This is a genomic window from Flammeovirgaceae bacterium SG7u.111, from assembly GCA_034044135.1.
Classification (GTDB): Bacteria; Bacteroidota; Bacteroidia; order Cytophagales; family Flammeovirgaceae.
Genome location: CP139021.1, coordinates 5,783,929 through 5,796,608 on the forward strand (window position 1 = coordinate 5,783,929; position 12,680 = coordinate 5,796,608).

The 12,680-nt window shown below is 41.5% G+C and carries 9 protein-coding genes; 5 read left to right on the forward strand and 4 right to left on the reverse strand.

Annotated elements, in window-relative coordinates; genetic code table 11:
- Positions 1 to 167: 167 nt before the first annotated feature.
- From R9C00_22445 to R9C00_22455, 3 genes are all read right to left on the reverse strand, one after another.
- On the reverse strand, positions 168 to 2,996 hold the full coding sequence (locus R9C00_22445) for a prolyl oligopeptidase family serine peptidase (protein WPO34464.1): 2,829 nt from the start codon (positions 2,994 to 2,996) through the stop codon (positions 168 to 170).
- Positions 2,997 to 3,187: 191 nt separating this feature from the next.
- Positions 3,188 to 3,991 carry an IS4 family transposase gene (locus R9C00_22450; GenBank protein WPO34465.1) on the reverse strand — a complete coding sequence of 268 codons (804 nt, stop codon included), beginning with the start codon at positions 3,989 to 3,991 and terminating at the stop codon, positions 3,188 to 3,190.
- Positions 3,885 to 4,352 (reverse strand): DUF4372 domain-containing protein, encoded by a 468-nt coding sequence (locus R9C00_22455; protein WPO34466.1) that lies wholly within the window; start codon positions 4,350 to 4,352, stop codon positions 3,885 to 3,887. Before R9C00_22455 ends, R9C00_22450 begins: the two co-directional genes overlap by 107 nt.
- A 228-nt stretch (positions 4,353 to 4,580) precedes the next feature.
- Between R9C00_22455 and R9C00_22460 the strand changes: the two genes are divergently transcribed.
- Together R9C00_22460 and R9C00_22465 are read left to right on the forward strand one after the other, a co-directional pair.
- Positions 4,581 to 6,002 carry a hypothetical protein gene (locus R9C00_22460; GenBank protein WPO34467.1) on the forward strand — a complete coding sequence of 474 codons (1,422 nt, stop codon included), beginning with the start codon at positions 4,581 to 4,583 and terminating at the stop codon, positions 6,000 to 6,002.
- A 639-nt stretch (positions 6,003 to 6,641) separates the two neighbouring features.
- The gene (locus R9C00_22465) at positions 6,642 to 8,957 is read left to right on the forward strand and encodes a glycoside hydrolase family 65 protein (protein WPO34468.1); all 2,316 of its coding nucleotides are present in this window, start codon (positions 6,642 to 6,644) and stop codon (positions 8,955 to 8,957) included.
- Positions 8,958 to 8,988: 31 nt separating this feature from the next.
- Here R9C00_22465 and R9C00_22470 read toward each other — a convergent pair whose 3' ends face one another.
- Positions 8,989 to 9,375, reverse strand: coding sequence for a DUF4296 domain-containing protein (locus tag R9C00_22470; protein ID WPO34469.1), 387 nt, complete (start codon positions 9,373 to 9,375; stop codon positions 8,989 to 8,991).
- Between the two features lie 302 nt (positions 9,376 to 9,677).
- Here R9C00_22470 and R9C00_22475 point away from each other — a divergent pair, with 302 nt between their 5' ends.
- The 3 genes from R9C00_22475 (at position 9,678) to R9C00_22485 (ending at position 12,627) form a co-directional block, all read left to right on the forward strand.
- Complete coding sequence (locus R9C00_22475) at positions 9,678 to 10,556, forward strand: DUF58 domain-containing protein (protein WPO34470.1); 879 nt, start codon at positions 9,678 to 9,680, stop codon at positions 10,554 to 10,556.
- 144 nt (positions 10,557 to 10,700) lie between these two features.
- Complete coding sequence (locus tag R9C00_22480) at positions 10,701 to 11,591, forward strand: hypothetical protein (protein WPO34471.1); 891 nt, start codon at positions 10,701 to 10,703, stop codon at positions 11,589 to 11,591.
- Positions 11,584 to 12,627: a VWA domain-containing protein gene (locus R9C00_22485; GenBank protein WPO34472.1), complete on the forward strand. Its 1,044-nt coding sequence runs from the start codon at positions 11,584 to 11,586 to the stop codon at positions 12,625 to 12,627. Before R9C00_22480 ends, R9C00_22485 begins: the two co-directional genes overlap by 8 nt.
- Positions 12,628 to 12,680: the final 53 nt, after the last annotated feature.

Here is a 12,680-nt window from a genome sequence, read left to right on the forward strand (position 1 = left end):
GAAATGAACAAAGGTTTGTTACGTCCCTAGGTTAAAATCAGGGTTTATACGTATAGTCACCCTACTGGTTTTATGGCTATTTTTTGAGGTTTTTCGGTATTATATGATTTTTCTCATAAAAAAAGGGGCGAATCAACGCCCCTTTTTTTATTTTATTTAAAATTGTACTATTCTTCGTTTTTACCTACTGGCTCATACCCGCTTTTTATGCCTTTATGGATAGCAGGTACTCCGCTGCCCATCCATTGGGGAATGGGTTCACCCTTTAGGTAATGATCAAAGAATTGCCCCATCCTTATGGCAAAGTCTTTTTGGTTTTGCCACTTGAGTGGCCAGTGGGGTTCGCCGTTATAGTTGAGCATCCATGCGGGCTTTCCCAATCGCCTCATCCCTACAAACAATTCAATCCCTTGGTACCACGGCACGTGTCCGTCGGCATCGTTATGCATGATAAGAAGTGGAGTATTTACCTTGTCGAGGGTGAAGATGGGAGAGTTTTCCAAATACCTGAGCGGATACTCCCAAATAGTACCACCTATTCGGCTCTGGGTGTTTTCATATTGAAACATGCGGCTCAGTCCTGTCCACCATCTAATTCCGCCGTAGGCGCTGATCATATTTGGAACGGGTGCGCCTGATTCGGCAGCTTTGAAAAGGTCGGTTCGGGTAACGAGATAAGCGACTTGGTAACCGCCCCAGCTATGGCCCTGCACCCCTATATTATCCTTGTCTATGTAGCCTTGGCTTATCAAGTTGGTAACGCCCGGCATCACCGCATTGAAACAGCTTTGCCCAGGGTAGCCTACTTTATAAGGAATATCTGGCACAAAAATCACGTAACCATTACTCACATAATAGGGGTAATTGATAGTGGAGCGATGTGGTTCCGGAATACGGTGACGATGCAGGTTATGAGAATTCCTTTCGTAGAAATTGACCAACAACGGATACTTTTTATTCGGATCAAAACCTTCGGGTTTGTAGAGCAATCCTTCAAGAGGAATACCGTCGAGGGAAACCCAAGTGACTACCTCGGCTGTACCCCACTGGTAATCGGCTTGCTGTGGGTTGGCTTTGCTCACTTCTTTTACATTTTCAAACGAAAGGTCGGAAAGCTGCACATCAGGAAATTTCACATAGCTTTCCATAGTAAAAAGCAACTCATCACTGTTTTTAGCTTTTATAGGGTTGGAAAGCGCATGCTCGGTTTCATAAAGCTTCGTAAGCGTGATTTTCTTCTTATAATCGAGTTGGTAAAAACCTTCGGCTCTGCTTTTTGCCTGAGTGCCATGCAATAAGATCGGCTTTTTAGAATCAATGTATTTTATCTCATCGTCAAAATGGATATAACGGTAAGAAGTATTTGTTTCCCTGCCGTTTTGGGTAATCCGCTCTGCCTTCCCCTCTACACTTGGGTCAAACGCCCAAATATCGTAGCGGTCATAAATCAAGAATTTTTCATCGCCTTTTGTCCAACCCGCACTTCCATAAGAAGAAGGATAGTCAGGGTAATCGTGGAACTCGCTATAAAATTGGTTATCGATGCTTCCGCTAAGGTTGGAAAGTTGCTTTTTTGTGATATCGTAGGTGAACCAAGCCGTATCGGTTGCCGAATACCAGTAGAAAAAGCGTCCTTCTGGGGAAATACGCGGGTTGCCTTTCACCTTGGCCGCAACTTTGGTTTTTCCCCCCGACCTCACATCTACCAAATAAATATCATTGTAAGGAGGATAACCGTCCCAAGAAAGGGCTTGTCCATAAGGCAAATTCGAATAGCCCAAAGCTACATCGGCATTTCCCTCGGCAGCAAGGATAATTTCGGGAACTTCTGGCGAGCCGAGTAACGAAGCTACCTCATCACCAAGATCATACATTGCCAAATATGCCCGCTTCTTTTCCATTTCCGCCTCAATATTTTGCTGCGTTTGCAAGTAAGTATCCTTGTAGCCCCAAACTTCTACATTCACAATTTCCTCCTCTAGCAATAAGGTATCTTGCAAAACAGGTTCTGGAGAAAAACCAAAATACAGTTTGAAACCATCTCTGGAAAAATGCGGTGCATAATATTGGTTCACCACCCACCCATCAAGCGCAACGTTTGAAGATTCATCAATAAGCTTTTGGGCAGAGTCAAGGCTGTTAGTCCAGTAGTACAAACCAAATTTCCTGATCTGTGCCTCAGTCGTGTCCGTATCGGCAAGGAAGCTGAGCTGTGAGCCCGTTTCGTCCCACGTGAGGTGGCTAAATGTAGCCTCGCCCCGCATCATCGGTTGCAAAGCTTTGTTAGAAATATCATACAGGTAGACTCCTTTTTGGAAAAGGCTGTCGTCGCCAGTAGAGTGGAACATCAAGCCTGTCCCCGTTTTGGAAAGGGAGTATTCGGTCACGTACATAAAGGTGTCTTGCCTGCCTGTTTCCAGTTCGCGCAAAATGAGCTTCGTACCGTTTTCTTCCGACTCTTGCTTTGGCTCGGGCATATTGGCAATGGCAACGCTGTCGCCAGCAACTAGTGAAGTATCTTTTTCGACCTTCTGCTCTTTAAGCAAATAGGCAAGCCAACCGCCTGCTTTCTCGGGCAACTGAAAAGAGGCAACTTCGGCAATTCTGACCGTGTCGGGCTTGGAAAGACCAACAATCAAAAGAGAGTCAGTAGGCAAATCGCTGTCCTCTACTTTGCGACGGCGCATTTCGGCAAGGCTGTCCAAGTGGGGCTTTAAGGTAGCCACTACGTATTTTTCATCGTAACTAAAAGCTGCTCCGCTGGCTCTCTCAAAACTAAATTCAGAGGTAGATTTCGAGTTTTTAATTTTCAAAGTTTCGTCTCCGTGCTGAGGCCGCAAAGAGTAAAGCAACCAATTCCCCTCGGTGGAAATACTTTTGTTACCAACTCGCTTCCAGTCATCGTACACCTCGTGGGTCAGTACTTTTTTTGCCTCTTGGGCAAATGTGCTGCTGCTTGCAACCAATAGGATTGCCGCTATCAAGATTTTTTTCATCGTAGCTATTTTTGTGGTTCGATATTGTCAATAAAACAAATATAAAGGGAATGGTTACAAAACAGGTTTATATTTCGATCAGATTAGTTTTTAATAAAAGCCCTTGTTCAGATTCATTGAATAACCCGAAGCTTTAGCATTATAGATATTACTTAAACCTTCACTAGTGTCCCATTAAAATTGGGACGTTATCAATAATTAAACAAATTTGGCTCATTCAGCCTAAAACGTTCTTTGTCATTTTGAAATTTAGTTCTCTGGAAGAGGTCTCGAAGATGAGTTTTATCGGTCAATGATATACTCAATATCTGTAAGACCTCATATGTGCTTCTGTCAAGTTTCATGTCTTTCTGGACAATTGCCACCAAACAGTAGGTGCATATAGCAACATAGATCTGTATACGGACCGCATTTTCAGTAGTACCCCAGAATTTTTTGATTTTCAGATGTTGCTTTAACCATTTGAAGAACAACTCGACTTGCCAGCGATTTTTATAAAGCTGGGCAACTTGCAAAGCAGAAATGTGCATTGCATTGGTCAAGAATAGAAGCTGGCGCTTTTGTTCTTCATCCCAATATCTGACGAGCCGAAGATGTCCTGGATAATATTGTTTTGGATAAAAACCAGTCAATTCAATTGTAACATCAGAAAGTACGTTCTTGGGCAACCTCCGTTTCCATTTGATTGTCTTGCATTGGAGGTTCTTTTTTGCCCTGACAACGAAGAAAGCCCCTATCTGATGAATCTTATACAACATCTTGAAGTGGTTATATGCACGGTCAAATATGTAATAAGATCCTGGTTCATAAGGAATCTCTTTCATCGCCGTAGAATCGTGTACAGAAGCTTCTGTAATATGAAAGAATGCGGGGATCTGCGTCTCTACATCATATAAATGTATGCACTTTGATTCCGCCTTTTTTCTTACGGAACTTCGCCCACCAGAATACAGAAAGGCACAAGTCAATCGTAGTAGAGTCAAAAGCGTAGACATTGCCGTCAAGCTTGAAGATGTCAGAAACCCGTTTCTGACGGGCTTCATCAACCAGATAGTAAGCATACTCTTCAAAGATGCGATGGTCCCTGTCCTGGTTGGCCCTAGACAAGGATGACCTAGAAACATTCTTGCCCAAACCCAAATGATAAGATTTGGAATGATGGGCATCAAGTGCGACAATCAGATCTCTCAGGCTTTCACGATTGGATAATTGCCCAAACATCAGGGCAAGCAGCTGGTTCCAACAAGTGAAATGCTTCACGTATTTGTTTCCGTCATACTTACGAACGATGTAGTTAAACTTATTCCTATCCAGAAACGATGCTAACTGAGCGAAAACGTATTTATCCTTATGCATTTGCTATTCTCTTTAGGAATGAATGGCGAAAATGCAAATTGAAATCCGTTTAATCGAAAAACACCTACAACTAACTAAATTTCAAATATTTAAAAGAGTCTTATTGGATTTTAATGGGACAGCAATGTTAAACCTTATCAAATTAAGCTTCTGTTTTTGCCAGATTTTTGCTCTAAGTAACGTTGTTAAGAACGGCATAGATAGACTATTTTTTAACCAGCATACAACATGAAACAACTGATTTTTATAATATCCTCTTTCTTAGTAACCAACTTCACGTTTGCCCAAGAAGAAGAGCCAAAATACCACGGTCTAGTTATAGGCGAGGCTTTAGTTGAAGGTGATACAAAATTCGAGCACCTATTGGACGGGTTAAAAAAAGAAGCCCAATCTTTTTCCATTGACAGCAATGCAGATACGGTACTGGAATTGACATCGGGTACTAAAATCACAATTCCAAGTGGGGCATTTACTAATTCTAGTGGGACTACCATCAATGGTGAAGTAGCTGTTTCATTCAATGAGTTTATCAGTATTTCTGATATGATTTTGGAAGGATTATCTACTGTAGATACCGAAGGACGATTACTAGAAAGTGGTGGGATGTTCAACTTGAACGCAACTGATAAAAAAGGCAATGAACTAGCAATTGACGAGGCTAAGTCACTTCAGATAGAGTTAGTGACAGATGCCAAGCCCAAGCCTTTCAAGTTGTATAAAAGTAAAATAGGTAACAGATGGAAACTCCAAAATGAGGGGCGATTGTACCTCATCCCACTTGTGTTTTTTATATCTCCTAATAAAATAGAAAATGGACTACGGCTTGTCAATGGATCCAAATCTGTTAAATACGATATTCTATTTGGAGGCTCTATGGTCGAGTATTACTACCATCCTTATAAATTAGGTTATCCATTTTCCGATAATTTCCCTTTTTCCTTGAAAAATGAGGATGTCAACTTTTTAGATTTTGTTTTTCCTAAGCTAGTGGATAAAAACAAAATCGTAAAAATCATTTCCAACAAAGGAAAAGAAATTACAGCCTTAAAAGTACGCCTTAAAGAGTATAAAACTGATGGGAGTCTAGATTCTGTAAAAATCGATATTCTGAGTAAAAACAACCAATTTAATACAGATATTCTTGAAGAGAAATTGACATCTGTAGTCAACTTAGCTATCCCTTTCCCAAATCTTTACAACCCATCAGAAAACTTGGTAATCAGAGTAGTGACATACAAAACACCAATACTGCCTTCAATTGGTTTGTTGAATGGTATTAATGTCTATACAGCTAATATTATTTCTATGGGATTTAAAAACCTAGATCAATTAATAGATGAACAATCGCCTAGGGTAAGTATAAAAATCAAAAGCGATGTGATACCTGTTGGTCGTTGCTATATCACTTTTAAAAACAGAAAAGTGGTAGCATATGAAACTTTTCAATACAAGAATGAAACGACTTTCGAACAGATTGTAAAAGATGAGCCATGTAAAATAATAGCTTTTGGCATGAAAGAAGGAAAGGTGGTATTTGCTGAAAAAGATTTTGTGGCAACTGGAGAAGAAACTGTTTCGCTTGAGTTTGAAGAGCTGAATTCCAATGAAGATTTGAAAGCCAGAATTCAACGTATTTTTGCTGAGGATTAACGGGTTCAACCCCTATTCGGGTTCATTGAACTAACACGAGGCTTATAGGTGAAATTTATGCAACCCCTCACGGGGTTGTATTGAATTATGGCAACTCCTTCTACAATTGTGTAACCTCTACGAGGTTGAGGTTTGCACAAATATTCTACCCCGTGAGGGGTTGCACAATTGTAGCAATCCATCTTACCCCCAAAACAACGCCGTAGAGCCTGTCACGCATTTCGGAGGATGTGCACAAAATGTTTGCAGTCGTTTTTATAAACCCATGCAATCAACTCCCCTCCCAAATAAAAATCAAAAAAAGGGTGCTTTTTTAGCTTTAATAATGCAAATTGGCCGAAAGATTTTCGCCTTTGTTTTTTATTCCAAACTGATTCAAATTCAACTGCCACCCAAGCTTTTAGATCTTGGGAAAAATATGTTCATCATCCTTGGCAACGACTGGATTATATTTAGAGCATGTTTAAAATTTAGGTTTTCCGAGTGTCGGTCCAAAACCGAAAATGCTCAGATTGAGATTCTCGATATGTGCATTTGCAGCGAAATAGATAAAATTCAAACATGCTCTTATTGAATATCAAATACTTGTAACCATAGGCAACAATTATTTTTGAGGTAATTCTTAAATTCTCAAACATTATGAAAGAATATTTGAAGCACGACGAGTGGTCGATCATAGAAGAAGGTTTCAAACCCGAATACAACCGAATTTCAGAAAGTGTGTTTAGCATTGGCAACGGACACATGGGCATGCGAGCCAATTTTGAAGAGCAATATAGCGGAGATTCCTTACAGGGAAGTTACTTGGCTGGAGTGTATTACCCCGACAAAACAAGAGTTGGATGGTGGAAAAATGGCTATCCCGAATATTTTGCCAAGGTGATAAACGCTCCCAATTGGATTGGGATAAATATAGAAATAGCAGGTGAATCCTTAGATTTGGCACATTGCGAAGTATTGGACTTTCGCAGGGAGCTAAACATGAAAGAAGGCTACCTCGAACGATCTTTTACCGCAAGGTTGAAAAGCGGGAAAGAGGTGGCAGTGAATGCAAAGCGGTTTGTAAGCCTTCCTGCCAAAGATATTGGGGCGATCAGGTATGCGATAAAGCCACTCAACTTTTCTGACTCTATTGAATTCACCCCTTACCTCGATGGCGATGTCCACAACGAGGATTCTAACTACGACGAGCAGTTTTGGGATGAAATCAGCCGAGAAATCCCGACCGAAGACGAAGGGTATTTGGTTTCAAAAACCAAGAAAACAGGTTTTGTTGTTTGTACAGGAATGAAGTTCAGCCTTACCCAAGGCGGAAGGACGGTACAGCTGAACCCAATTCCTTCGGAAAAGAAACAATATGTTTCCCACACATTTACTGTAGATTGTAAAGAGGGTGAAGAAACCGTGCTTTTCAAATTTGGCTGCAACGTTACCTCGCGCGATTATCCTGAGGCTGAGCTTACAGATATTTGCAAGAAATTGCTCAATACCTATGCAGAGAAAGGCTTTGGCGTTCTGCTCCATGAGCAAAGCAGGGCTTGGGGCATGAAATGGGCTACCAGTGACATTATTATAAAAGGAGACGTAGCTGCACAGCAGGGAATCCGCTTTAATATTTTCCAACTCAACCAAACCTACACGGGCGAAGACGAACGCCTGAACATTGGGCCAAAAGGCTTCACAGGAGAGAAATACGGAGGCGTAACTTACTGGGACACAGAAGCATATTGCCTACCATTTTACCTCGCTACGCACGAGCCACATGTTGCCAAACAACTGGTAGTTTACCGCTACAAACACCTGCAAAAGGCGATAGAAAATGCGGAAAAACTAGGCTTTAAAAATGGAGCTGCACTGTACCCAATGGTGACCATCAACGGTGAAGAATGCCATAACGAGTGGGAAATTACCTTTGAGGAAATCCACCGAAACGGAGCCATTGCCTTTGCCATTTTCGATTATATCCGCTACACAGGCGACCATGAGTACATGGTGGAATATGGCTTGGAAGTGTTGATAGCTATTTCAAGGTTCTGGGCGCAGCGTGTGAATTTCTCGGAAGCGAAGCAGCAATATGTGATGCTAGGCGTGACGGGACCCAACGAGTACGAAAACAACATCAACAACAACTGGTACACCAGCACGCTAGCTTGCTGGACGATGAAATATACGATTGAGTCGTTGGGCTATGTGAAGTCGAAAAACGAGGATAAGTACGATGACCTCATTGCAAAAGTGAACTTCAATTTTGAAGAAGAGACAACAAAATGGCTCGACATTTTAGAAAAAATGTACCTTGGCGAAGACAGCAAAAAAGGCATTTTCCTCCAACAAGATAATTTCTATGATAAGGAATTGATTCCTGCGGCAGAACTTCCTGCGGAGGAGACCCCTATCCACGAGCACTGGTCGTGGGACAGGATTTTACGCTCTTGCTACATCAAGCAAGCAGATGTATTGCAAGGAATTTACTTGTTTGAAGATCAGTTTGACAAAGAAACAATTGAGCGGAATTTTGATTTTTACGAGCCGCTTACTGTTCACGAGTCTTCGCTTTCGCCTTGCGTGCATTCCATTTTGGCGGCATCCATAGGCAGAAGGGAAAAAGCCTACGAGATGTATGTGAGAACTTCTCGCCTCGACCTAGACGACTATAACAACGACACAGACGATGGCCTGCACATCACCAGTATGGCGGGAACTTGGATGTCGGTAATCAAAGGATTTGGGGGAATGCGTGTGCAAAATGGAGAGGCTTACTTCGAGCCGTTTGTTCCTGGCAACTGGGAAGCACTCGCATTCAAGGTGTACTTTAGGGGGCATTTGCTCAGCGTAATGGCTACCAAAGAGAAGGTTGCCATTAGCAACCAAAGCGAAGAGCCGATCAGGCTTCACTTGTTTGGCGCAAGGCACAAAATAGAGCCAAACGGCGTGGTAGAAGTAGATGCCAAATAGATGTTTAAGGTATCAAGAAGTAGCCCTAGGGCTACTTCTTTTGCGTTGGTATTGGTTTGTTTGGTTTCGTCTTTTCTTTTGCCTTGTCTCTATGCTCATCTCTAAGAGCATCGATGGAATCGTTTACTGCTTTAAAGATATCGCGAGAGTCTGCCAGCCTATTCATATAATAGTCGAAGCTTTGGGTATAAATTGCACTATCGATACCGTGCTTTTTATATAATTCATTTTGCAAGGCAGTAAAATATGCCTTTTGTTCCTCTTTCCCTTTTATCCTCATGTCCACTTTCGATTCGAGCATCTGCATGTCGACCGTTACATCTATCATCTGATCTTTAGGGATAACACCTTTGGGCAGCTTATTTTTATCACAAGCAACAAGGGATACCAACAAAAGGAAAAAGCCTATTTTTTTCATGTTCCAAAATTATGCATTTCATTTTTGTATAAAACATTAAAAGCCTAGTTTTCATTTTACCGAGGTGGACAAACATAAAGACTCTGCTATCAAAAGGACAGCCCAAAATGAAGGATGGTAGGGGGAACTTGGCGAGCATCTGCGTTAAAAACTGTTAAATATAGAAAAGCAGAACTATTAAGCCCACTAGCGGTTTAAATTTGTTTGCTAGAAGCTGTTCAGAAATATAATTCCCAAACAGTTTCTTACATTTGGCAAACAACCACCAATTTGGACTGGTTGCTAAACAAAACCACGGATATATGAATCTTCAGGAGATAATAGGAAAACTGAGGAATTACGAGATACGGATAAGAAAGGCGATAAACTCGCAGATGCAAGGCGATTACCATTCGGTGTTCAAAGGCTCAGGGCTGGAGTTTGACGATGTGCGCTCCTACCAATACGGGGACGATGTTCGGCATATTGACTGGAACGTTTCGGCTAAAGGGCATGGAGCGTTTGTAAAAACCTTTAAGGAAGAAAAGGAACAAAACATCTTTTTTATTTTGGATGTGAGTGCTTCGCAAGAGATTGGAGCTGACGGAAAGCAAAAAATAGACATAGGAAAAGAAATTTTGGGCGTGCTTACCCTTTCGGGAACAAAGGAGGACAGTTCTATTGGTTTGTTATGTTTTTCGGATAAAAAAGAAAAATACATTAAGCCCAACAAAAGCATCAAACATGCTTACGAGATCATCAGTACGGTATATAAATTGAAGCCCGATTCGTCCAAAACGAACCTTCGCGAGGCAATGGGGCTGGCGTTGAATACCATTAAGAGAAAAAGTATCTTCGTGGTTATATCCGACTTTTTGGACCAAGGGTATGAGCGGAACTTGAAGGCTATTGCCCAAAAGCATGATCTGATCATCATCCATATTTCCGATGAGCGGGAAACTGATTTACCGAAGTTGGGCATCGTACCTATGTACGATAAGGAAAGCAAGCAAACCGTATGGGTAAATACTTCATCGGCAGAGTTTAGGCAAAACCTCAAGCACTTTTACACCGATGGAAGAGCGACGTTGGAGGATATTGCCAAGAAATTCAATGCTAGTTACTTACATGTAAACACACAGGAAGATTACATTCCTAAGTTGATTAGGCTCTTTAAAGTGAGAAATAGACATAAAAGATAGAGTATGGAGCAGGAGTTTGAGGCAAGAGAAGTGAGTTGGGCGGTTTAGAAAAAGAGATAAACATTATTGAACAATATAAAAATAAAGATATTGAACACAGTGCAATTGAGCTATAATGATTTTTTTGGGGCAAAAAGGCATTGTTTGGCTAAGGGATTAGGATTGCTTCTATTTTTGTTAGCTTTTGTAGGGCTTTCTGAAGAAGTTGCTGCACAACAATTGCCCAAGGGAAGGTTTATGAAAGATACGCTAAAGCTAGGTGAGCCAGTGGAGTATTTGCTAACTTTCAAGCACCCTTCTGATATGGAAGTGGTTTTTCCCGACTCCTCTCACGATTTTTCCCCTTTTGAGTTCTTGGAAAAAAAGTACTTCCCTACACAAACTGATAGCACGGGAAGTCTTGATAGTGTCATCTATGTGCTTGCAACCTTTGAGCTTCCTCCCGTACAACATTTGGCAGTTCCTGTGTTTGTAGCTGGCGAAGAAGGAAAAATGGATACTTACAATCCTTTTTCCGATAGCATTTGGCTACAAGAAGTAGTAACAGCCATTCCAGATTCGGTGGTGATGAAGGAAAACACCACTTGGGCTATTGTTCAAAAGCAATTCAATTTCCCCTTGCTTTGGCTTGTGTTGGCCACCATTTTGATATGGGCAATCGTCCTATTTATTATTTTCAACAAGCCGATTAGGAAGAAGTACAAACTTGGCAAAATGAATACCCACCACTTGCAGTTCCTTGAGGATTTTGAGGAACTGGTGAAGGGCAAAAAAGATCACCAAACACTCAATAGGGCTTTATTGATTTGGAAAACATACACCGGCAAGCTTATCGACTTGGCGCTGGTAAGTTTCACTACCAAAGAAATAAACGGCTATTTGCGAAACGATAAATTGCATCAGTCCCTAAGAAATATTGATAAGGCAATTTATTCGGGAGTGATCAATAAAGAAATAGAGCAAGACTTTGAGCTGCTCAAAGAGTTTACTGTTGAAAAGTACAACGAGAAAGTTGAAGAGCTGAAAAATGGATAATTTCAATATAGATTGGTTCAGTTTTAAATGGCTAAGTCCCGCTACGCTTCAGGGATACGAATGGCAGCAATTTTGGGTGCTTTATTTGATCCCTGCCGCTATCATTATCTTGCTGTTGCGCTGGCTTATTCTCAACCAGATGCGCCAAAAGCTGGAAATAGCCCTGCCAGAAGGTAAGGTTCGAAAAAGCAGTTCAGCTTGGCTGAGGTTCATCCCACCTGTTTTTATGGCACTGACCTTGGTGTTTTTATTGGTTGCCTTGGCTCGCCCACAAAAAACCAACGAGCAGATAGAGCAATGGACCGAGGGAATTGACATCATGCTGGTATTGGATATTTCGGAGTCTATGCAGATAGAAGACTTTGTGCCCAACCGGCTGGAAGCTGCCAAAAAAGTAGCCCGAGAGTTTATTGGAGGACGCTTTCAAGATAGAATTGGCATCGTTATCTTCTCAGGAGAAGCTATTTCCTATTCCCCGCTTACCACCGACTACGAGTTACTAAACTCACTGGTAGATGATATAGATTTCAATATGATAGCCAAGGGCGGAACAGCTATTGGAAGTGCAATTGCTGTAGGAATAAACCGCATGCAAGAGTCTGACTCTAAGTCGAAAGTTCTTATTTTGCTCAGTGATGGGGAAAATACAGCGGGTAGCCTAGATCCGATAACAGCAGCAAATATGGCGTATGCTTACGGAATAAAAATGTACACCATTGGGGTGGGAAAAGAAGGGAAAGTTCCTTTTGGCACGGACATGTTTGGAAGGAAGCGTTACATTGAGCAAAGTCTTGATGAAACTGCATTGAGGGAAATTGCCAAAATTGGTGAGGGAAAGTACTTTAGGGCTACCAACAACCGAGCGTTGGATCAGATTTTTAAGATCATTGATGAGTACGAAAAAGCGGAAATCAAAGAAACCCGTTTCAAAGATACGCGCGATTATTACTACATCTATCTCATTTATAGCATCATTAGCTTTTTGGTTTGGCTGGGGCTCAAGAGCACATTCATGAGCAACGTTTTGGAAGATTAAGAAGCTGTTTTGAATTTAATCAATCAAGACTTTCGTCGCCACTAGGCAAGTTA

What these genes read in the sequence shown, in the direction of transcription:
- R9C00_22450 (WPO34465.1), bottom strand. Translation starts at nt 3,991, where the DNA reads ATGTCTACGCTTTTGACTCTACTACGATTGACTTGTGCCTTTCTGTAT.
- R9C00_22455 (WPO34466.1), bottom strand. Translation starts at nt 4,352, where the DNA reads ATGCATAAGGATAAATACGTTTTCGCTCAGTTAGCATCGTTTCTGGAT.
- R9C00_22445 (WPO34464.1), bottom strand. Translation starts at nt 2,996, where the DNA reads ATGAAAAAAATCTTGATAGCGGCAATCCTATTGGTTGCAAGCAGCAGC.
- R9C00_22485 (WPO34472.1), top strand. Translation starts at nt 11,584, where the DNA reads ATGGATAATTTCAATATAGATTGGTTCAGTTTTAAATGGCTAAGTCCC.
- R9C00_22465 (WPO34468.1), top strand. Translation starts at nt 6,642, where the DNA reads ATGAAAGAATATTTGAAGCACGACGAGTGGTCGATCATAGAAGAAGGT.
- R9C00_22475 (WPO34470.1), top strand. Translation starts at nt 9,678, where the DNA reads ATGAATCTTCAGGAGATAATAGGAAAACTGAGGAATTACGAGATACGG.
- R9C00_22460 (WPO34467.1), top strand. Translation starts at nt 4,581, where the DNA reads ATGAAACAACTGATTTTTATAATATCCTCTTTCTTAGTAACCAACTTC.
- R9C00_22470 (WPO34469.1), bottom strand. Translation starts at nt 9,375, where the DNA reads ATGAAAAAAATAGGCTTTTTCCTTTTGTTGGTATCCCTTGTTGCTTGT.